Source organism: Flavobacterium sp. B167r, assembly GCF_056824315.1.
In genome coordinates this window covers 1,894,935-1,916,520 of record NZ_CP124859.1, presented here as the reverse complement: position 1 = coordinate 1,916,520, position 21,586 = coordinate 1,894,935, and the positions used below count along the sequence as shown (strand labels likewise).

20 protein-coding genes and 2 tRNA genes are annotated in these 21,586 nt (G+C 34.4%); 11 read left to right on the top strand and 11 right to left on the bottom strand.

Annotated features, from left to right (window positions below; genetic code table 11):
- The first annotated feature begins 219 nt into the window (after positions 1 to 219).
- From purT to QLQ96_RS08580, 3 genes are all read left to right on the top strand, one after another.
- Positions 220 to 1,380 (top strand): formate-dependent phosphoribosylglycinamide formyltransferase, encoded by a 1,161-nt coding sequence (gene purT / locus QLQ96_RS08590; RefSeq protein ID WP_482496283.1) that lies wholly within the window; start codon positions 220 to 222, stop codon positions 1,378 to 1,380.
- Positions 1,381 to 1,571: 191 nt separating this feature from the next.
- Positions 1,572 to 1,892 carry a DUF6370 family protein gene (locus tag QLQ96_RS08585; RefSeq protein WP_482496282.1) on the top strand — a complete coding sequence of 107 codons (321 nt, stop codon included), beginning with the start codon at positions 1,572 to 1,574 and terminating at the stop codon, positions 1,890 to 1,892.
- The gene (locus tag QLQ96_RS08580; protein WP_482496281.1) at positions 1,892 to 2,467 is read left to right on the top strand and encodes a Crp/Fnr family transcriptional regulator; all 576 of its coding nucleotides are present in this window, start codon (positions 1,892 to 1,894) and stop codon (positions 2,465 to 2,467) included. Before QLQ96_RS08585 ends, QLQ96_RS08580 begins: the two co-directional genes overlap by 1 nt.
- Before the next feature lie 204 nt (positions 2,468 to 2,671).
- Here the strand turns inward: QLQ96_RS08580 and aceA are convergent, their stop codons facing one another.
- Both aceA and aceB read right to left on the bottom strand, forming a co-directional pair.
- Complete coding sequence (gene aceA / locus QLQ96_RS08575; RefSeq protein ID WP_482496280.1) at positions 2,672 to 3,952, bottom strand: isocitrate lyase; 1,281 nt, start codon at positions 3,950 to 3,952, stop codon at positions 2,672 to 2,674.
- A 204-nt stretch (positions 3,953 to 4,156) separates the two neighbouring features.
- Positions 4,157 to 5,758, bottom strand: a complete 1,602-nt coding sequence (gene aceB / locus QLQ96_RS08570; protein ID WP_482496279.1) for a malate synthase A — start codon at positions 5,756 to 5,758, stop codon at positions 4,157 to 4,159.
- Positions 5,759 to 5,969: 211 nt separating this feature from the next.
- Here aceB and QLQ96_RS08565 point away from each other — a divergent pair, with 211 nt between their 5' ends.
- The 4 genes from QLQ96_RS08565 (at position 5,970) to QLQ96_RS08550 (ending at position 9,848) form a co-directional block, all read left to right on the top strand.
- Positions 5,970 to 7,451, top strand: coding sequence for a helix-turn-helix domain-containing protein (locus tag QLQ96_RS08565; RefSeq protein WP_482496278.1), 1,482 nt, complete (start codon positions 5,970 to 5,972; stop codon positions 7,449 to 7,451).
- Between the two features lie 4 nt (positions 7,452 to 7,455).
- Complete coding sequence (locus tag QLQ96_RS08560; protein WP_482496277.1) at positions 7,456 to 7,809, top strand: hypothetical protein; 354 nt, start codon at positions 7,456 to 7,458, stop codon at positions 7,807 to 7,809.
- Between the two features lie 479 nt (positions 7,810 to 8,288).
- On the top strand, positions 8,289 to 9,005 hold the full coding sequence (locus QLQ96_RS08555; protein ID WP_482496276.1) for a pirin family protein: 717 nt from the start codon (positions 8,289 to 8,291) through the stop codon (positions 9,003 to 9,005).
- A gap of 309 nt (positions 9,006 to 9,314) precedes the next feature.
- The gene (locus QLQ96_RS08550) at positions 9,315 to 9,848 is read left to right on the top strand and encodes a YceI family protein (RefSeq protein ID WP_482496275.1); all 534 of its coding nucleotides are present in this window, start codon (positions 9,315 to 9,317) and stop codon (positions 9,846 to 9,848) included.
- A gap of 233 nt (positions 9,849 to 10,081) precedes the next feature.
- Here the strand turns inward: QLQ96_RS08550 and QLQ96_RS08545 are convergent, their stop codons facing one another.
- Positions 10,082 to 10,945, bottom strand: coding sequence for a helix-turn-helix domain-containing protein (locus tag QLQ96_RS08545; protein ID WP_482496274.1), 864 nt, complete (start codon positions 10,943 to 10,945; stop codon positions 10,082 to 10,084).
- Between the two features lie 95 nt (positions 10,946 to 11,040).
- On the opposite strand from QLQ96_RS08545, the gene QLQ96_RS08540 reads away from it, so the two are divergent.
- Both QLQ96_RS08540 and fabD read left to right on the top strand, forming a co-directional pair.
- The gene (locus tag QLQ96_RS08540; RefSeq protein WP_482496273.1) at positions 11,041 to 11,403 is read left to right on the top strand and encodes a DUF983 domain-containing protein; all 363 of its coding nucleotides are present in this window, start codon (positions 11,041 to 11,043) and stop codon (positions 11,401 to 11,403) included.
- A 70-nt stretch (positions 11,404 to 11,473) separates the two neighbouring features.
- Positions 11,474 to 12,346, top strand: a complete 873-nt coding sequence (gene fabD, locus QLQ96_RS08535) for an ACP S-malonyltransferase (RefSeq protein ID WP_482496272.1) — start codon at positions 11,474 to 11,476, stop codon at positions 12,344 to 12,346.
- Between the two features lie 170 nt (positions 12,347 to 12,516).
- Here fabD and QLQ96_RS08530 read toward each other — a convergent pair whose 3' ends face one another.
- From QLQ96_RS08530 to QLQ96_RS08515, 4 genes are all read right to left on the bottom strand, one after another.
- Entirely contained in the window at positions 12,517 to 12,801 is a 285-nt protein-coding gene (locus QLQ96_RS08530; RefSeq protein ID WP_482496271.1) for a hypothetical protein, read from the bottom strand.
- 62 nt (positions 12,802 to 12,863) lie between these two features.
- Positions 12,864 to 13,766 (bottom strand): DMT family transporter, encoded by a 903-nt coding sequence (locus QLQ96_RS08525; protein WP_482496270.1) that lies wholly within the window; start codon positions 13,764 to 13,766, stop codon positions 12,864 to 12,866.
- 85 nt (positions 13,767 to 13,851) lie between these two features.
- Complete coding sequence (gene galE / locus QLQ96_RS08520) at positions 13,852 to 14,868, bottom strand: UDP-glucose 4-epimerase GalE (protein WP_482496269.1); 1,017 nt, start codon at positions 14,866 to 14,868, stop codon at positions 13,852 to 13,854.
- Positions 14,869 to 14,913: 45 nt separating this feature from the next.
- Positions 14,914 to 16,044, bottom strand: a complete 1,131-nt coding sequence (locus QLQ96_RS08515) for a DegT/DnrJ/EryC1/StrS family aminotransferase (protein ID WP_482496268.1) — start codon at positions 16,042 to 16,044, stop codon at positions 14,914 to 14,916.
- Positions 16,045 to 16,181: 137 nt separating this feature from the next.
- Here QLQ96_RS08515 and QLQ96_RS08510 point away from each other — a divergent pair, with 137 nt between their 5' ends.
- Both QLQ96_RS08510 and QLQ96_RS08505 read left to right on the top strand, forming a co-directional pair.
- Complete coding sequence (locus QLQ96_RS08510) at positions 16,182 to 17,411, top strand: 3-deoxy-D-manno-octulosonic acid transferase (RefSeq protein WP_482496267.1); 1,230 nt, start codon at positions 16,182 to 16,184, stop codon at positions 17,409 to 17,411.
- Between the two features lie 337 nt (positions 17,412 to 17,748).
- On the top strand, positions 17,749 to 17,964 hold the full coding sequence (locus QLQ96_RS08505; RefSeq protein ID WP_008467260.1) for a PG1828 family lipoprotein: 216 nt from the start codon (positions 17,749 to 17,751) through the stop codon (positions 17,962 to 17,964).
- A gap of 115 nt (positions 17,965 to 18,079) precedes the next feature.
- Here QLQ96_RS08505 and QLQ96_RS08500 read toward each other — a convergent pair whose 3' ends face one another.
- From QLQ96_RS08500 to mutS, 4 genes are all read right to left on the bottom strand, one after another.
- On the bottom strand, positions 18,080 to 18,463 hold the full coding sequence (locus tag QLQ96_RS08500) for a DUF1508 domain-containing protein (protein ID WP_482496266.1): 384 nt from the start codon (positions 18,461 to 18,463) through the stop codon (positions 18,080 to 18,082).
- 157 nt (positions 18,464 to 18,620) lie between these two features.
- Positions 18,621 to 18,706, bottom strand: a tRNA-Leu gene (locus tag QLQ96_RS08495).
- Positions 18,707 to 18,720: 14 nt separating this feature from the next.
- Positions 18,721 to 18,793: transfer RNA gene (locus QLQ96_RS08490), tRNA-Gly, on the bottom strand.
- 159 nt (positions 18,794 to 18,952) lie between these two features.
- Positions 18,953 to 21,559, bottom strand: a complete 2,607-nt coding sequence (gene mutS, locus QLQ96_RS08485; protein WP_482496265.1) for a DNA mismatch repair protein MutS — start codon at positions 21,557 to 21,559, stop codon at positions 18,953 to 18,955.
- Between the last annotated feature and the right edge of the window lie 27 nt (positions 21,560 to 21,586).

The following is a 21,586-nucleotide window of genomic DNA, read 5'->3' as shown; positions in this document are numbered from 1 at the left end:
CCAGCTAAAGCTTGAGGCAATTCATCGCAAAAAAAATCCGCCGAATCTGCAACCCGAGCGACAGCGAACAGGCGAAGCAAATCTGCGAGAAAACTCTCCGCGTTCTTCCTTTTAACTTAAAAACAAAAGCTTAGCGTTCTTTGCGTAAATCTTTGCGAACTTTGCGGTTAAAAGAAGCTTTTTCTTTACTTTTACTACTCAACAATACACTACTCCAAAATGAAAATATTACTTCTAGGTTCAGGCGAATTAGGCAAAGAATTTGTCATTGCAGCACAACGAATCGGACAAACCATAATTGCAGTTGACAGTTACGAAAACGCACCGGCAATGCAAGTCGCTCATGGCTTTGAAGTCATCAACATGCTTGACGGCGAAGCACTTGACCGAATCGTAGCCAAACACCAACCAGATTTTATCGTTCCCGAAATAGAAGCCATTCGCACCGAACGTTTTTACGATTACGAAAAGCAAGGCATTACCGTTGTTCCTTCTGCGAAAGCGGCCAACTTTACCATGAATCGTAAAGCAATCCGCGATTTAGCTTCGAAAGAACTTGGATTAAAAACCGCAAAATACCAATACGCGACATCGGCAGAGGAGCTTCAAAAAGCAGTTCAGGAAGTCGGAATTCCGTGCGTTGTAAAACCATTAATGTCTTCTTCCGGAAAAGGACAATCGACAATCAAAACCGAAAGTGATATTGAAAAAGCGTGGCAATACGCTGTCGCAGGTTCACGTGGAGACGTTATCGAAGTGATAGTAGAAGCTTTTGTAGATTTCAATTCTGAAATTACGCTTTTGACGATTACTCAAAATAATAATCCGACTTTATTCTGCGCACCAATTGGCCACAGACAAGAAAGAGGCGATTATCAGGAAAGTTGGCAGCCTGCTTTAGTTTCAGACAAAGATTTGTACGAAGCGCAAGATATGGCTGAAAAAATTACCGAAGCACTTGGAGGTGCAGGACTTTTTGGTGTTGAATTTTTCCTGACTAACGAAGGCGTTTATTTCTCTGAACTTTCTCCGCGTCCACACGATACGGGAATGGTAACTTTGGCTGGAACACAGAATTTCAACGAATTCGAATTGCATTTACGAGCTATTTTAAGTCTTCCCATTTTCGAAATCACTTTAGAAAAAGCTGGAGCAAGCGCTGTAATTTTAGCTTCAGAAGACTCAACAAATCCAACTTTTACCGGAATCGAAAAAGTAGCGGCATTACCAAAAACCGATTTCAGAATTTTCGGGAAACCAACTTCAAGACCTCACCGAAGAATGGGTGTCGTTTTAAGTCACGATACACTTTCAACTCCAATCAACGAAGTAACAGAACGCGCCAAAGAAACCGCAAAATTAATAACTGTAAATTCGTAGAATTAAATATAAAAAATCTTTAACACATAGAAATATAGATTTTAATTCTAATAAAAAGGGAAAAGAAAAAACAAGTTTTCACACATAGCTATGTGCATTGAAACAAGTGAAACGCCTTTATATACAAAGCAGAACTATGTTTCTATGTGTTTAAATGATACACACAACAGATTAACTGTAAATTCTTAACTATGAAAAATATATTATTGGCGACTTTCCTTTTTATTGGAATCGCAGTTCAAGCTCAGAGCAAAAAGAAATTCGATAAACCAACAATCGTAGAAGCTTCATGCGGAGAATGTCAATTCGGGATGAAAGGAAAAAGCTGTGATTTGGCTGTCCGCATTGACGGAAAATCTTATTTTGTTGATGGAACAACAATTCATGATCACGGAGATGCACACGCTGAAAAAGGTTTTTGCAACGCCATCAGTAAAGCTACTGTTACCGGAGAAATTGTTGGTGACCGATTTAAAGCAACTTCATTTGCACTAATTGAAGATAAAAAATAATGGCATTAATTCTTGAAAATATTGCCAAACATGTTTCGCTGACGCCAGAGGAACAGGCGCTTTTTTTATCTAAACTGGAAACTAATACGTACAAACCTAAAACCATTTTATTGAATGCGGGCGAAGTTTGTACACATTCGTATTTTGTAAATTCTGGTATTTTACGAAGTTTCAACATAAACGACAATATTGTCGAACATGTGCTTTCGTTTGCCTGCGAAGGTTGGTGGATGAGCGATATGTACAGTTACTTTTCTCAAAAACCGGGACAACTTTTTATTGAGGTTTTAGAAGAAGCAGAAGTAGTTTCGTTATCCAAAGAAAATCAAGAACAATTGTATCTTGAAATTCCAAAACTAGAGCGTTTTTTCAGAATTTTAATTGAAAATTCTTTAATTGCAAATCAACAAAGATTAATGGACAATTTAAGTTTACCTGCCGAAGAACGTTTTGAGAAATTCACTAAAAAATACGGAACATTAGTTCATAAAGTTCCTCAAAAACAAATCGCTTCTTTCATTGGCGTAACACCTGAATTTTTCAGCAAAATGAAAGCTAGGCTTTTGAAGAAATAATTTTCTAGCCACAGATTTCAGATATTAAAAGGATTTTTTTTTTTAGCCACGAATTTCACAAATTTCCACGAATTAAATTTGAATAAAAATTCGTGCGAATTTGTGAAATTCGTGGCAACATTTTTTAAATCTTTTTAATCTCTGAAATCTGTGGCAAAAAAAACAAAAACACGGCCCGCAAATCGAACCGTGTTTTTTTGTGAATTAAAACTGCTCCACCTCCGTAGAATGCTTCATTGCGGTTGTTGAAGATCTTCCGATTGTAACCGTATTTTGAACAGCATCGAAATAAGAAGTTCCCACGAAAGCCTGATGTTTTACAGCTCTAAATCCATTTTTTTGTAAAGCGAATTCTCTTTCCTGCAATTCAGAATAACCTGCCATTCCGCGTTCTTTGTAGGCTTTAGACAATTCGAACATACTTGTATTCAAAGCATGGAATCCTGCCAAAGTGATAAATTGGAATTTATAACCCATTGCAGCCAAATCTTCTCTAAACGTTTCCATTTCGGCAACTGATAATTTTGCAGCCCAGTTGAAAGAAGGCGAACAATTGTAAGCCAACATTTTATCCGGAAATTCCTTTTTCATGGCATCCGCAAATTTTTTAGCGAAAGCCAAATCAGGGTTACTGGTTTCCATCCAAATTAAATCGGCATACGGAGCGTAACTTAGTCCTCGCGCAATTCCTTGCTCAATTCCGTTTTTTACATAAAAGAAACCTTCATTAGTTTTTTCTCCCGTAATAAATTTTGCATCCCTCGGATCAGCATCGCTTGTTAGCAAATTCGCCGCATCTGCATCTGTACGGGCAACAATTAAAGTCGGAACTCCCATAACATCCGAAGCCAAACGAGCTGCAATCAATTTATTAATCGCTTCTTGCGTCGGTACCAAAACTTTTCCGCCCAAATGCCCACATTTTTTAGCAGAACTCAACTGATCTTCAAAATGAACTCCAGAAGCTCCGGCTTCAATCATCGATTTCATTAATTCGAAAGCATTTAGGTTTCCGCCAAAACCAGCTTCGGCATCAGCCACAATCGGAACCAAATAATCTTTTTTATCTTTCACTTCATTTACAGTCTGAATCTGATCAGCTCGCAATAAAGCATTGTTGATCTTTTTTACCACCATCGGCACACTGTTTACCGGATATAGCGATTGATCTGGATACATTTCGCCTGCCAAATTTGCATCTGCCGCAACTTGCCATCCGCTCAAATAAATCGCTTCTAAACCGGCATCCACTTCCTGAATAGCCTGATTACCAGTCAACGCCCCCAAACCCGCTACATAATCCTGACTTTTTAACTTTCTCCATAATTTTTGCGCTCCCATTTTTGCAATAGAATGCTCAATTTGATACGAACCCTGAAGCGTCACAACTTCACTCGCAGTATAAGGACGTTCAACACCTTTCCATCTTGGGTTCGAAATCCAATCATTAATCAATTCCTGAATTCTGTCTTCTGTTGTTTTCATAAATGTATAGTTAAGTGGTTTGTTAGTAATGGTGTTCAGTTTTTAACTGGACGCAATTTTTCCAAACACATAGAATCATAGCTTTACTTTATGCATAAAGGCGTTTCACTTGTTTCAATTCACATAGCTATGTGTGAAAACTAGTTTTTTCTTACCTTTTTTATTAAAACTAAAATCTATGTTTCTGTGTGTTTAAAATTGATTTTATAAATATTTGTAGCACGGAATCGTTAAAAAATCAACAAAATCTGGATTTACAACTAATCTTTCCAAAACTTTTTCTGCTAATGGAAATTGCTGTTTTTCGTGATTTTCTTCCCCTAATTCCGTTTTGATTTTCTGGAATTCATCCAAAGCCAATTCGTGATAATAAGCCAAATCTAATTTTCGTCCATTATCTAAAACCACTTTGTTTTGAAGCCACTGCCACAATTGCGATCTTGAAATTTCGGCAGTTGCTGCATCTTCCATTAAATTATGCAAAGCAGCAGCACCTTGCCCATTCAGCCATGAAGCTAAATATAGAACTCCAACATTGATATTTTTTCGAACACCATTTTCTGTAATCAATCCAATTGGTGGTTCAATCAAATCTGCTTCCGTAATTTTTTGATGTTCTCTTTTTATATGAATTTGATTTGGAGTTGGCATTACTTTATCAAAAATTTCTTTGGCCAAAACAACCAAATCCGGATGCGCTACCCAAGTTCCGTCGTGACCGTTTTTAACTTCGCGTTCTTTATCGGTTTTTACTTTCGCGAAAGCGACTGCATTGGCTTCATCATTATTTCGGATCGGAATTTGAGCTGCCATTCCGCCAATCGCATGAATTCCGCGTTTGTGACATCTCTGAATTACCAAATTCGAATATGCATTCATAAAAGGCGAAGTCATATTTACCTGATCGCGATCCGGAACAATGAATTTTGGATTTTTTCTAAACTTTTTGATGTAAGAGAAAATATAATCCCAGCGTCCGCAGTTCAAGCCAACGATATGTTCTTTTAATTCGAAAATGATTTCATCCAACTGAAAACTTGCCGTAATCGTTTCGATTAAAGCCGTCACTTTTATGGTTCCGCGTTTCAATTTCAAATAATCTTCGGTAAAATCAATTACGCTGTTCCACCATCTTGCCTCTAAATAATGTTCTAATTTCGGAATGTAGAAATAAGGTCCTGAATTGTTTTCTAAAAGATTTTTATGATTGTGAAAAACATACAATCCAAAATCGACCAACGATCCAGAAACTTCATTTCCATCAATCAAAAGATGTTTTTCTGGCAAATGCAACCCTCTCGGACGCACAATTAAAGTGGCTATTTTTTCATTTAACTGATAGGTTTTATCCTTAATTTCATCTCTGTGCGAAATAGTTTTATTAACTGCATCGATCAAATTCACTTGTCCGTCCATTAGGTTTTTCCAGGTTGGCGAAGTACTGTCTTCAAAATCGGCCATGAAAGTTTTGGCACCCGAATTCAAAGCATTGATAATCATTTTGCGGTCAACTGGTCCGGTAATTTCTACTCTTCGATCCAGCAAATCTTTCGGAATTTCTCCAGCCGTCCAATTACCTTCTCTGATGCTTTTTGTTTCTGGAGTAAAAACCGGCATGACACCCTGATCAAAAGCGACTTGTTTTTGATCTCTTTGCAAAAGCAATAATTTTCGTTGTGATTTGAATTTTTTGTGCAATTCGGTGATGAATGCAATCGCTTCTTCTGTCCAGATTGTTGGATAAGAAAGCTTCTTGTCGGCCAGAATTTCTAAAGCCATTTCAGTGATCTCTAATTGGTTTTTCATAGCTGCAGATTTTATTTTTTATTTAATTGAAAAGCTTTTCTTCTCAATCATTTTTCTTTTGATCAAAACCAATAAATCATAACTAACTCATAATTAATTCGTTTCAACAGTACAATGTTATAAAAAAGTTTTTTACAAAACAAGCGAACGTTCGCTAAATTTAAAAAATATTTATTTTGCGATTGTTTTTTAGAATACTTATATTTGAATTATGGATATCGAAAAAGACTATATAAAGCTGATTTTTGGGCTAAAACTCAAGCAAGTTCGTACACAAAAAAACTTGTCACTTTTTGGTTTGGCCAAACTGACCAATCTTTCAAAATCGTATTTAAACGAAATTGAAAAGGGAAAAAAATATCCAAAAACAGATAAAATTTTACTTTTATGCGAACATTTGGACGTGACTTACGACCAAATGGTGTCTTTAAAACTCGATAACAACCTCGCTCCGATTGGCGAAATCTTGAAATCTGGAATTTTAAAAGAAATTCCGCTGGAACTTTTCGGAATTCAGGAAGCCGATTTAATTGATATTATTGCTAATGCTCCGGCTAAAGTCAATGCATTTATCAGTACGATTATCGAAATTGCACAGCATTATAATTTAAGTCGGGAAAGTTTTTTCCTTGCCGCTTTGCGTTCGTATCAGGAAGCACACAGCAATTATTTTGAAGATTTAGAAGACAAAGTAATCGCTTTTTCGAAGTCATTTCAAATCAATTTAGATTCTAAAATTAGCATTGAAGAATTGGAAGCGATTTTAAAAGAAGAATACGAATACAACATCAAAGAAATTGCTTTTATAGATCAGGAAGCTTTAGACGATTTGCGTTCGATTTATGTTCCGAAAAGTAAAACTTTATTGCTTTCAACTGAAATTGATGCACCACAAAAAGCTTTTATTTTAGCTAAAGAAATTGCATACAATTATTTGAAAATTTCTGAACGTTTATTGACTTTCAGCTGGATTAAGTTTGAAAATTTTGATCAGGTTTTGAACAATTTTTATGCTTCATATTTTGCTGGCGCTTTATTGTTGCCACGAAAATTAGTTGTAGATAAAATCAATAATTTCTTGGAAAACGAAAATCCGAAACCGGAAGAATTTGTTTCATTAATTGAAAGCTTTGAAGTTTCACCTGAATCTTTTTATCAGCGATTAACCAATTTATTACCAAAAGATTTTCATCTGAAAAACTTATTCTTTTTAAGATTATCACATCGTCCCGGAAGTGATTTTTATCAGATAAACAAAGAATTACACATTACCAATCAACAGGAACCGCATGCCAACGAAACTAATGAACATTATTGCAGAAGATGGGTTTCGGTAAAAACCATTGACGAAGCCATCAAACAAAATAAACCGCATTTTTTTGATGCTCAAATTTCGAGTTATGCCAACAGCGGGAACGAATATTTAGTTTTTTCATCGGCTACAAAAGATCCTTTTGCGGAAAATTATATCCGAAGTATTTCAGTTGGAATTTTAATAAATTCGGCAATGAAAAAGAAATTTAAATTCATTGAAGGAAAACCTTTGGTGAAAAGAATTGTAGGTGTAACTTGCGAAACTTGTTCCGTTCAGGATTGTCTGGAGCGCGCTTCTCCTCCTATTGCTTTGGAGAAAAAGAAACGCCATGAGAACACCGATGCGGTTGTACAACAGTTTATAAATCAATACAGTTAGAATTATGAAATACTTTGCTTTGCTATTCACTATACTTTCTGTTAGCTTAATTCAGCAAACAGATAAACTAACTGGTCGTTACAATTATTTAATTGAAAACGACAATCAATATATTCAGAAAGATAAAATTACTTTTAAGGATAGTGTTTTTGTTTTTGATAACAAGTTTATGCCGAAAGGAAAGGTTTCTTACGGAAATAAAATCATATTGGATAATTTCATCAATACTGATTTAGTTATAACTATTCCGAAAGATCAGATTCAAAAGGATACTATTCAATTTTATATGCATGATAAGAATGATGCTAATTACCTGGATATAGTGACTGGAAAAGGGAAATTGATTAGAATTAAATAGTTTTATTTTTCTTGAATTTCATTGACAATATTCCTCGCAAACTTGTCATCTCGACGAAGGAGAGATCACACTAGTAGTTCTACAAAGTGGATCGCCAATTTTTGCGGAATTTCGCGTGTGATCTCTCCTTCGTCGAGATGACAAACTGGGCGCTTACTTTGTGTTAAAACACATATTCTTCTGAAAACAAAAACTTCTAAATTAGCCCCGATAGAAGTGGAAATCCTTTTGTGCCGGGGTTCGGCACAAAAGATTGAAACGGATAGCGGGACTAGACGTCTTTTGAAAACTTAAATTTCTGCTTCAAAAAAAATCAATTAGATAATTTGGGAATATGCCAATTAGAAAATTAAATCACACTAGGAATACCTTAGAAACTTAGCATATTAGAACCTTAGAACCTTTCTTAATCTAGATTAAGTGCTTTTCCTTCACGTTGACCGTATCTTTGTACTATAAAATAACAAAAGGACAAAATCATGGAAAATATAGTATTGCACAAAGCAGAAACAAGAGGAAATGCAAATCACGGTTGGCTAAACGCTTACCATAGCTTTAGTTTTGCGAGCTGGTATAATCCGGATAGAGTTCAGTTTGGGGCGCTTCGTGTTTTGAACGATGATACAATTGCTGCTGGAATGGGTTTTGGAACTCACCCTCACGATAATATGGAAATTATTACGATTCCTCTTGAAGGTGATTTGGCTCATAAAGACAGCATGGGAAATACGGAAATCATTAAAAATGGTGACATTCAGGTGATGAGTGCTGGAACTGGAATTCAGCATAGTGAGTTTAATCCGAATGCTGATCAGCAGACTAAATTGTTGCAGATTTGGTTGTTTCCAAATAAAAGAAATGTTACGCCGCGTTACCAACAAATTACTTTGGATGTTGCGGACAGACACAATAAATTGTCGCAAGTTTTATCTCCAAATGCTGATGATAGCGGAGTTTGGATTCACCAGGACGCTTGGTTCAATATGGGTAATTTTGACTCAGGTGTGTCAACTGAATACAAAATCAAAAAAGAAGGAAACGGAGTTTATGCTTTCATTTTAAAAGGAAATGTAACGATCAACGGTCAGGAATTGAACACTCGTGATGCAGTTGGAATTTCAGGAACTGATACTTTAAACATTACAGCAAATACTGACGCTGAATTTTTATTGATGGATATTCCGATGAATTATTAATTCAAACAAAAACAATTAATACCTGTACTTTGAAACGATAATAATTCTGTAGATCAGATTGTTATCGTTTCTTTTTTTTTAAAAAAAACTTAAATTATTGGAAGTTTTAAAAGTCTCCCGCAGATTTTGCAGATTCAGGAGATTATAAAAACAAAAATCTGCTTTATCTGCAAAATCTGCGGGAAAAATAAATCACATTATTTATCACATTTTTCATTTCTTAATCTAGGTTAAGTGCTTCAAGACAACTATCACCGTAACTTTGTCCTATCAAAATGAAACAAATTAATTATTTAAAAAAATAAAATTATGGCAACTACAAAATGGTCAATTGACCCAACACACTCTGAAATTGGTTTTAAAGTTAAACACATGATGTTTACAAACGTTTCAGGAAAATTTGGAACTTACGACGCTACAATCACTACAGACGGAGAAAACTTCGAGAACGCTGCAATTGAATTTTCTGGCGATATTTCATCAATCGATACTGCAAATGCAGACAGAGACGGACATTTAAGAAGCGGTGACTTTTTTGATGCTGAAAATCATCCAAAATTATCTTTCAAAGCTTCTTCTTTCAAAAAAATCGATGACGGAGATTACGAATTAACTGGAGATTTAAACATTAAAGGAATTTCTAAAACAGTAAAATTCCCAGTAGAATTTAGCGGAACAATGACTGATCCTTGGGGAAATACTAAAGTTGGTTTAAGCATAGAAGGAAAAATCAATCGTAAAGATTGGGGTTTAAACTGGAACTCAGCTCTTGAAACAGGAGGTGTTTTAGTTGGTGAAGAAGTAAAATTAAATATCGAATTACAATTCGTAAAACAAGCTTAATCTTTGGTTTAGATTAGATTTAATTGGTTGATTGAAAGCTCTGCGTTTACTCGCAGGGCTTTTTTTTTATGTTGCCACGAATTTCCACTAATTTTTTTTCTCAAAAACGCTAAATATTTTTTGCCACAGATTAAAAAGATTTTCACAGATTTTTTAATCCATATAATCCTTTAATCTGTGGCTATAAAAAATAATTCGTGAAAATTCGTGCAATTCGTGGCAAACAAAAAAACTCAACGTACAGTATTTCTAAATTCTGTTGGCGACATTCCGGTTTGTTTTTTGAAGAAGCGGGAGAAGTACGAGTAATCTTCATAGCCGACTTTTAACGCTACTTCGTTTATGGCTAATTGTTTGTCCATCAACATTCTTTTGATTTCGAGGATTACGCGGTCAGTGATTACTTCAGTTGCTGTTTTTTGGAGGATTTCGTTGCAGATTCTGTTTAAATGTTTTAGTGTAATATTTAGTTTTTCTGCGTAGAAAGAAGGCAGTTTTTCGGTTTTGAAATATTCCTCTAAAAGCGATTCGAATGTATTGATTTTGATGTTGTATGAATGCGCTTGATGCGAATAGGTTTCGTTGTATTTTCTCGCTACTTCAATGTGAATGCAATCTAATAAATTCAGCAATTTATCTAATTGATATTTGTTATCTTGACTATTTTCCTGAATTAATAAATTAAAATACGGAAGGATTTTCGGAATTTCATTTTCTTCAAAAACCATTTCTGGTCGGTTATGAATAGAATGATAAAAATTATAATCGTTGATTTTTTTCTGTCCGAAATACAGATTATACATTTCCTGAGAAAAGATAATGACGAAGCCTTCGATGTCTTCGGATAAATTCCAATGGTGCATTTGTCCCGGCTGTAGCACAAAAAGACTTCCTCTTTTTATTTCAAACTGATCAAAATCGACTTCATGCAATCCCGAACCTTTGGTAAAAAAGACCATTAAATACGAGTCGTGACGGTGCGGTTCTTCGACAAAACTGTGATTTTTTAAATGTTCTTTAAAAGTATTGACGTAAAAATCGCGGTGAATATCGTTACAGCTAAAATTCTGAACACTATAAATGGGATATCTTTTCATAAAAATGTCTTTATTGTGCTATAATAAGCGAAGATATAAAAAAGACTTTTAATAGGTTACAAATTACCTTTGTATAAATAAAAAACAACAAAGTCATGTCAAGCGCATTAACTCATATTTTAAGCAACGAATGTCCTATTTGTCATAAAGGAAAAGTTTTTACAGACAAAAATATTTTCTTCAATTTTGGTTTACCAAAAATGAATGAGTATTGTAGTCATTGTAATTATAAATTCCAAAAAGAACCTGGCTATTTCTTTGGAGCCATGTACGTAAACTACGGATTAACAGTCGCTCAGGGAATTGCAACATATTGTATTGCACAGTTTTTCTTTGAGAAAAATTTCGATTTGAGAATTATTCCTATTATCGCTGTTGTGATTACTTTAATGACTTCTTTTAATCTCCGATTTTCCAGATTAGCATGGATTTACATGTTTAAGGATTATACGAAATAAAAAAGTGTTATTTTTGCCTTTCAATTGAAACTAATTCAATTCCAAAAAAAATAAAAATAAAATTAGACAAATGAAAGCATACGTATTTCCGGGTCAGGGTGCACAATTCACAGGAATGGGCAAAGACCTGTATGAAAATTCGGCTTTAGCCAAAGAATTATTCGAAAAAGCTAATGAAATATTAGGTTTCAGAATTACAGATATTATGTTTGAAGGTACTGCCGAAGAACTAAAAGAAACTAAAGTTACACAGCCAGCTGTATTTTTACATTCTGTTATTTTGGCCAAAACTTTAGAAGATTTCAAACCGGAAATGGTTGCAGGACACTCATTAGGAGAATTCTCTGCTTTGGTTGCAAATGGAGTTTTATCTTTTGAAGACGGACTTAAATTGGTTTCTCAACGTGCTTTAGCAATGCAAAAAGCATGCGAAATTACTCCATCTACAATGGCTGCTGTTTTAGGTTTAGCGGATAATATTGTGGAAGAAGTTTGCGCTTCTATCGACGGTATTGTGGTTGCTGCAAACTACAATTGCCCAGGTCAATTGGTAATTTCTGGAGAAACTACTGCTGTTGAAAAAGCTTGTGAAGCAATGAAAGCTGCCGGAGCAAAACGTGCTTTAATTTTACCTGTTGGAGGAGCATTTCACTCACCAATGATGGAACCGGCAAGAGAAGAATTGGCTGCTGCAATTGAAGCAACTACATTCTCAACTCCAAGTTGCCCAGTGTATCAAAACGTTACTGCAAATGCGGTTTCTGATGCAAACGAAATTAAAAAGAACTTAATCATTCAATTAACTGCTCCTGTAAAATGGACGCAATCTGTACAACAAATGATCGCTGACGGCGCTACTTTGTTTACTGAAGTTGGCCCTGGAAAAGTTTTAGCTGGATTGATTAATAAAATTGATAAAGAAGCGGCTACTGCTAATGCTTAATTTTTAAGTTTTCAGTCGCAACTCCTGCAAGGTTTCCAAAACCTTGTAGGTATTTAAGCTTTAAAAATACAGACCTACAAGGTTTTGTAAACCTTGCAGGACAACAAAAAACAAAAAATCCTCATAAACTTTAATCAGTTTATGAGGATTTTGTTTTTTTATGTACTAAGTTATTTTTTCCAAGGATAACTTTTAATTCTTTTAGACATTTCAATCTTAAATTGTTCCGGTGTTAAGCCATTTTCAAACTCACAATCAAAATTATCTGGCCACCATTTTCGAATTCTTCTAATTGATTCTTTTTTTGCTTCTTCAACGTTCAATCCTTTTGCAAACTCTGCATCAAAATCAAAAGTCTCGCGATCTATACCTTGAATTTTCGGTTTTTGAATTTGATATTCAGTTGCAGGCTCTTCCACCTTATCTTTCTTCTTATTTTCTTTATCCGAACTCATAATTCCTACTTTTAATTCTTACAAATTTACAAAATAAATCAAATCAAAAAATATTATATTCTCTAAGCTTTCTTCTCCTTCTTTTTGTAATTCACAATAAAAACCCCAAGAATAATAAGCGCAGTTGCAATTATAAAATCAAATGTAATCACTTCATCTAAAAGCAACCAGCCCAGAAATACCGCAATTATTGTATTAACGTAAGACAAAATGGAAACCTGTACAGCCGACACGCGTTTCAATGCATAATTGTAACTAAAAAAAGCAATCACCGAGCCAAAAATAGATAAATACAAGGCAGCAAAAATACTTCTTGAACTCCAAGTGCTAAAATCAGGATTTGGAGAAAAAATAGACGCTAAAACCAGCTGAATAATAGATGCCATCGTAAATTGATAAAACAAGTTGAGTACAATATTATTCGATTTGTTAGCGTGCGTTTTGGTATAAATTGTTCCTGCCGCCCAAGCCAAAATAGCAAATCCCATAAATATCATTCCGCTCCTATAATCGGCATCAAGAAATGATCCGAGTCCGTCTTTAAATATAAAAACAACTCCCGAAAATCCTATAATCACTCCAATAAACCCTCTTAAACTCATTTTTTGCAAACCAACTAAAATACTTCCTAGAAAAATTAGAATTGGAGACAAGGCACTTATTACAGATGCTAATCCACTTGGTAAAGTCTTTTCTGCAATTGTTGTAAAACCATTTGCTATTACAATCATTAAAATTGAAGGAATAAGTTGCTGTTTGAAATTTCCCCAGCCAATCCATTTTAATTCTTTCTTGAACAGCAAAATAGTCATCATAATTAAACCCGCCAGTCCCTGACGAATTGAGGTCACAAACCAAGGCGGAATCGTTTCTACCGCAACTCTAATTCCTAAAAACGTTGTGCCCCAGATAATTCCAACTGCTGTAAGGGCAAAAATTAATTTATAATCTAAATCTTTTTTCATAAAAATTAAATGTCATTAAAAGAAAAGTCCCAAACTATATTGCTATAATCTGGGACTTTAAAAATTTATAATTTTATTTAAAAAACTATTTATTCCTCACTTTTTGTTCCCATTTCCATGCACTTGCCATTGCTTCATCCAGACTTAGTTCAGCCTTCCATCCTAAGACATTATTTGCCTTATCAGTATTCGCGTAAGCTTCAGTAATATCACCTTCACGGCGAGGCTTAATGACGTATGGTAATTTTTTCTCACTTACTTTTTCGAAACTATGAATGACTTCTAAAACCGAACTTCCTTTTCCAGTTCCAAGGTTAAAAGTTTCAACTTTCGCTAAATTCTTTTTATTGAATAAACGCTGTAAGGCAATTACGTGCGCTTTTGCTAAATCAACAACATGAATATAATCACGAACTGCAGTTCCGTCTGGAGTTGGATAATCATCTCCAAAAACAGACAATTCCTGACGTAATCCCATTCCTGTTTGTGTAATAAATGGAACTAAATTTTGAGGAACTCCTAAAGGCAATTCTCCAATTTCTACCGATTCGTGCGCTCCAACTGGATTGAAATAACGTAATAAAATAGCATTTATATTAGTCACTTTAGCTGTATCTGTAATAATTTCTTCGCCAATTTGCTTTGTATTTCCGTAAGGAGACATTGCCGTTTGAACCGGTGCATCTTCTGTAATCGGCATTTTTTCGGCCTGACCGTAAACCGTACAAGAAGAGCTGAAAATAAAACTTGCTTCTGTTTTTTGCTGTAATTCTTGCAAAAGATAAATTAAACTGCTAATGTTGTTTTCATAATACAACAAAGGCTGTTCAACACTTTCACCAACTGCTTTTGAAGCCGCAAAATGAATTACTCCTGTAACATCGCTGTGTTTTTTAAAGAAATCCCTAACTGACGCTTTTTCTCTTAAATCTAATTTTTCGAATAAAGGCGTTTTTCCTGTAATCGTTGTAATTCCTTTTAAAACATCTTCTGAAGAATTTGAAAGATTATCAATGATCACTACTTCGAAGCCTTCATTTTGCAACTCGACTACGGTGTGAGAACCGATAAACCCTAATCCTCCCGTTACTAATACTTTCATTTTGTGGTTGTTTGTAGTTAAATTATAGCTAATATTTAAGCTGTCTTATTTTAAAAATTCAATTACGCTATCTGTAATATATTTAATTTGCTCATCATCAAGTTCTGTATGCATTGGCAATGCGATAACTTCTTGAACCAATTGATTAGTTACAGGAAATTGCTCTTCCTTATAACGAGGATCTAAATATGCTTTTTGAGAGTGAAGCGGAATTGGATAATAAATTGCACATGGAATTCCTTTATCCAATAAATGCTGCATCAAAGCATTACGATCTGCATCAATAATTCTTAAAACATATTGATGAAAAACGTGATCATTTTCGTTTGCATTAAAATCTGGCGTAATAATATGTGCATTTCCAGCGAAAGCAGCATTATATTTTGTTGCCGCCAAACGACGAGCTGCGTTATATTCATCCAACAAAGGCAATTTTGCATTTAAAACCCCAGCCTGAATACTATCTAAACGTGAATTAACACCCACAACATCATGATGGTAACGCTCGTACATTCCGTGATTTACGATTCCGCGGATGATATGAGCCAAATTATCATCATTTGTAAAAATTGCTCCTCCGTCTCCGTAGCATCCTAAGTTTTTAGATGGGAAGAAAGAAGTTGCTGCTATGTGCCCAATAGTTCCGACTTTAGATTTTGCACCAGATTTCGAAATATAATCAGCTCCAATTGCTTGAGCATTATCTTCAATTACATATAAATTATATTGAGCCGCAATTTCCATAATCGCATCCATATTAGAAGCACGTCCAAATAAGTGAACCGGAACAATTGCTTTTGTTTTTGGAGTGATCGCCTTTTTAACAGCATCGATATCGATGTTCATATTTACCATATCAACATCAACCAAAACTGGTGTTAATTGCAATAAAGCGATAACCTCAACAGTTGCTGCAAAAGTAAAATCAGCGGTAATTACTTCATCTCCTGGTTGAAGACCCAATCCCATCATAGCAATCTGCAAAGCATCTGTACCGTTTGCACAAGGAATAACGTGTTTTGCACCTAAATAATCTTCAAGATTCTTTTGAAACTGATGAACTAAAGGTCCGTTGATATAAGTATTAGTATCTAAAACTTCCTGAATTGAAGCATCTACAGTAGATTTTATTTTTTCATATTGACTTTTTAAGTCAACCATTTGAATTTTTTTCATTTTTGAATGTATTTAAAAATCAAAGACACTGTTTTTTAGACAGAAATCTCTAAAAGCAGGAACAAAAATAGTTATTAATACCTTCAAACCAATGAAAATAGTCGAAAGAAATGTAATTTAGCTGCAAAAAAAAATACATGCTTTTTTTATATAATTTAGCCATATACATCACAGGATTTTCCCTAAGAATCATAGCCTTATTTAGTCCAAAAATTAAACTTTTTATGGAAGGCCGAAAGAGTGTTTTCAGCACACTAAAAGAAAAAATAAAACCTGAAGACAAGACTATCTGGTTTCATTCTGCTTCTTTGGGCGAATACGAGCAGGGACTTCCTGTCATTGAAAAAATCAAAGAGAAATATCCCTCGCATAAAATCATTGTAACCTTTTTTTCACCATCTGGATACGAAGTGCGTAAAAATAACACAGTAGCCGATGTTACTGTTTACCTCCCTTTGGACACTAAAAGTAACGCGAAAAAATTCATCAAATTAGTCCATCCAGAACAAGCTTTCTTTATTAAGTATGAATTTTGGCTAAACTATTTAAAAGAGCTAGAAAACCACAAAACTCCAACTTATTTAATTTCAGGAATTTTTAGAGACAATCAAATGTTCTTTAAATGGTATGGCGGATTTTATAGAAAAACCTTAAAAGCTTTTACTTATTTCTTTCTTCAAAACGAAAAATCAAAAGAAAAAATAGAAAGTCTTGGCTTTAAAAACGTAATTGTTTCAGGCGACACTCGTTTTGATCGTGTAAATGCTATTTTAGAAAGAGACAATAGTTTAGATTATATTGAAAACTTCAAAAACAACCAGCCAACGATTGTTATTGGAAGTTCATGGCCTAAAGATGAAGCTTTGATAGCAGAATACATCAATCAGGCGCCTGAAAATGTAAAATTCATCATTGCGCCTCATAATATAAAACCGGATCAGATTTCAGATCTACAATCAAAAATTACAAAAGCAACAGTTTTATTTTCAGAAAAAGAAAATAAAGATTTATCTGGCTACACTGTTTTTATAATTGACATAGTCGGGATTCTAACCAAAATTTATAGCTACGGAACGATTGCGTACGTTGGTGGCGGATTTGGGAATCCTGGAATACATAACATTTTAGAACCAGCAACCTTCGGAATGCCAATTGTGATTGGACCTAATTATTCGAATTTTGCGGAAGCAATTGCATTAGTTGAAATTGGCGGTTGCATGCCAATAGCAACGAATACAGAACTAAAAGAGATTTTTGATAAATTATTAAACGAAAAAAAGTTCCTAGAAGAAAAAAGCCAAATCTGCAGATCATTTATTCAAGATAACAAAGGAGCAACCGAAACCATTATAAAGCTCGTTTCGTAACCTTTGTAACAATAAAAAAGCGTTAAATTCAAAAAAAGGACACAAATAAGAGCATTTTTCTCTCGAGACACTTGAATAAATAGTCTTAAAAAACAAGATAAAACATAAATCAGAGAAATAAAATAGCCAATTTTTATAAAGAATATTCAACAAAAAATTATTTAGTATAGAAATTAGATAATTTAAGAAAATTTTGTATTTTTGGCATATTCTTTGATAAATAAGATAAACGTGAGTAAGGAAAATATTTTAAAAAAAAAGTGAAAAAATATTTTACATATTAAAAAATTTATATCTTTGCCACGAATTAATAATTAACCTTTTATAATAAAGTAAGATGAAAAAAGTATTTTTAAGTTTAGCTGTTGTTGCTGTTTTAACTGTTGTATCTTGTAAAAAAGCTGACGCTGCTGCTGAAGCTCCTGCTGTAGATTCTACTGCTGTTGCTGTTGATTCAGCTGCTGCTGTTGTTGATTCTGCTGCTGCAACTGTTGATTCTGCTGCTGCTAAAGTTGATTCTGCTGCTGCTAAAGTAGAAGAAGTAAAAAAATAATTAGAACCAAGTTCTAACGATTTTAAAACCATCTTTTTAGATGGTTTTTTTTTGTGATTAATTTTCCATTAATACACACACAAAAAAAAGCGTCCGCAATTGCGAACGCTTTTTTTTATTCAGCTACCTCTTCCAATTCTTCTTCAACCTCTTCATCACCAAAAATCGATTCACTTGAAGAGAAATCCAAAATCTCCGACCTAGAAGCATATGTTACAATTTCTTTTATTCCCTTTTGTAAAAGCAATTCAGTACTGTATTTACGACTCGTTGCAAAATGAACTTCCCCAAGCATCAACTTAAAAAAATACTTCCCTCCAGAGCCTTTAAATTTCAAAAACTTCGCAAGATCAATATTTGCTTTAAATTTTTCAATATCTTCTTCACACTCAAACCTCAACTCATAACTCAAACTCGTAAAAATAACCTTCCCTCTTCTAGAAGTAAAAGTAAATTTATATTCATCATTAAATCGCTTGCTAATTACAAAAGCACCCATTTATAAATTTTAGATTGTTGATTTTAGATTTTCTTAAATTCTAAGATAGTAAATTTTCCCAAAAAGTTCAACTTCCCAAAAATACTCAGAAGCTCAGAAACTTAGAAACTTGAATTTCTTCCATAAAAAAAAGCCTCTTCAAAAGAAGAGGCTTTAGTACTCAGAGCGGGACTTGAACCCGCACGAACATTGCTGTTCACTGGATTTTAAGTCCAGCGTGTCTACCAATTTCACCATCCGAGCATTGTATGGTTTTGAGCGAAAAACGGGGCTCGAACCCGCGACCTCGACCTTGGCAAGGTCGCGCTCTACCAACTGAGCTATTTTCGCATTTTCAAATTTATTAAGAACCGCAACACTTATTTGTTTCGTATTGCGAGTGCAAATTTAGGACATTTATTCAATTACACAAGCGTTTTTTCAAAAAAAAATCTACTTATTTTATAACATTCTGATAACCTAAACTTTAAATTTGAAATTTATTTAAAATTATTTTTTAACCAGCATTCTTTTAATCTCATTCAGCTTCATCAATGCTTCAACTGGTGTAATTGCATTAATGTCGAGATTTAGAATCTCTTCTTTTATCTCTTCCAACAAAGGATCATCCAAATTAAAGAAACTCATCTGCATTTCTTCATTAGTAGATTTAATTCCGTTTAAAGCATCGCTCGAATGATTCTTTTCTAATTTCTTCAAAAGCTTTTGCGCTTTCGAAACAACCAATTGCGGCATTCCAGCCATTTTAGCTACGTGAATTCCAAAACTATGCGCGCTTCCTCCTTTAACCAGTTTTCTAACAAATAAAACAGTGTCTTTAAGTTCTTTCACTGCAACATTGAAATTCTGAATTCTAGGCATCGATTCTGTCATTTCATTCAATTCGTGATAATGCGTTGCAAAAAGCGTTTTTGCTCTTCCTGGATGCTCATGTAAGAACTCAGCAATTGCCCAAGCAATCGAGATTCCGTCATAGGTACTTGTTCCTCTTCCAATTTCATCCAACAACACCAAACTTCTGTCTGAGAGATTGTTCAAAATCGAAGCCGTTTCGTTCATTTCGACCATAAAAGTAGATTCGCCCATCGAGATATTATCTGAAGCTCCTACTCTGGTAAAAATCTTATCTACAATTCCCATTCTAACGCTATCCGCAGGAACAAAACTTCCCATTTGAGCCAAAAGCACAATTAGAGCCGTTTGCCTTAAAATTGCCGACTTACCCGACATGTTGGGTCCAGTAATCATAATAATCTGCTGTGTTTCTCTGTCTAAGTAAACATCATTTGCAATATACGGAGTTCCAACAGGCAATTGTTTTTCAATTACAGGGTGTCTTCCATTTTTAATATCTAATTCAAATGTATCATCAATTTCCGGACATACATATTGATTTTCGACAGCCATTTGCGTAAACGAACATAAACAATCCAATTGCGCAATCAAATACGCGTTCATTTGAACTGGTTTAATGTAAGTTCCAATCCAAGCTACTAATTGTTCGAAAAGTTCGCTTTCTATTTTATAAATCTTTTCTTCTGCACCTAAGATTTTAGTTTCGTATTCTTTTAATTCTTCCGTAATATAACGCTCTGCATTTACCAAAGTCTGTTTACGAATCCATTCTTCTGGAACTTTATCTTTGTGCGTGTTTCTAACTTCGATATAATATCCGAAAACATTATTAAAAGAGATTTTCAATGAAGAAATTCCTGTTCTTTCCGATTCTCTTTTTTCAATTCCTTCTAAAAATTCTTTTCCAGAAGTTGAAATAGCTCGCAATTCATCCAACTCTTCGTTAATCCCTTTTGCAATCGCATTTCCTTTTGAAATAGCAACAGGAGCATCTTGATTTAAAGTAGTTTTAATTTTTTCGCGAAGCAAATCACAAGCATGCAAACTATCTCCAATTACTTTCACCGCTTCCTGCGGACTTTCAAGCGCCAATGTTTTAATTGGAATAATGGCATCTAAAGATTCTTTTAAGTAAACAATTTCTCTTGGCGAAACTTTTCCTGCAGCGATTTTAGAAATTAAACGCTCTAAATCTGAAATCTGTTTGATCTGATATTGAATATTATGCAGAATTTCAGGATTCGATTTTAAATAAGCCACAACTTCATGACGGCCTTTTACTTCATTAGCATCTTTTAAAGGCAAAGCCAACCAACGCTTCAACAAACGCCCTCCCATTGGAGAAAGCGTCTTATCGATAACATCTAAAAGCGTTACAGCATTTGGATTATAGCTATGATATAATTCTAAGTTACGAATGGTAAAACGATCCATCCAAACGTAAGCGTCTTCTGCAATACGTTGAATTGCCGTAATATGCTGTACCCGATTATGTTGCGTTTCTGACAAATAGTACAAAATTGCACCAGAAGCTATAATTCCTTCTTTCAGCTCTTCAATACCAAATCCTTTTAAAGAATTAGTTTGAAAATGTTTTGTCAAAGTTTCTAAAGCATAATCTTCTTTATAAATCCAATCTTCTAAGTAAAAACTATGAAAATCTTCTCCAAAAGCTGCTTTAAAATCATTCTTATTATTCTTTGGAACTAAAACCTCACTTGGATTAAAGTTCTGCAATAATTTGTCGATATATTCTGCATTTCCCTGAGCCGTTAAAAACTCACCAGTCGAAACGTCTAAAAAAGAAACTCCAATATTTTTGTTAGCAAAGTAAATAGATGCTAGGAAGTTATTTGATTTTGAATGCAAAACCTCATCGTTTAAAGAAACTCCAGGAGTCACAAGCTCAGTCACTCCTCTTTTTACGATTGTTTTTGTCATTTTCGGATCTTCCAGCTGATCGCAGATCGCTACACGAAGCCCGGCTTTTACCAATTTTGGCAAATAAGTATTTACAGAATGATGCGGAAATCCAGCTAAAGCCGTTTCGGTTTCAGACCCTGCCCCTCTTTTAGTTAACGTTATCCCTAAAATTTTTGAAGCTCTAATGGCGTCTTCTCCAAAAGTTTCATAAAAATCTCCTACTCTGAAAAGCAGACATGCATCAGGATACTTAGCCTTGATCTCGTTGTACTGTTTCATTAAAGGTGTTTCCTTCACCACTTTCTCTTTAGCTGCCAAATTGATATGTTTTAAATGAAAAATTAA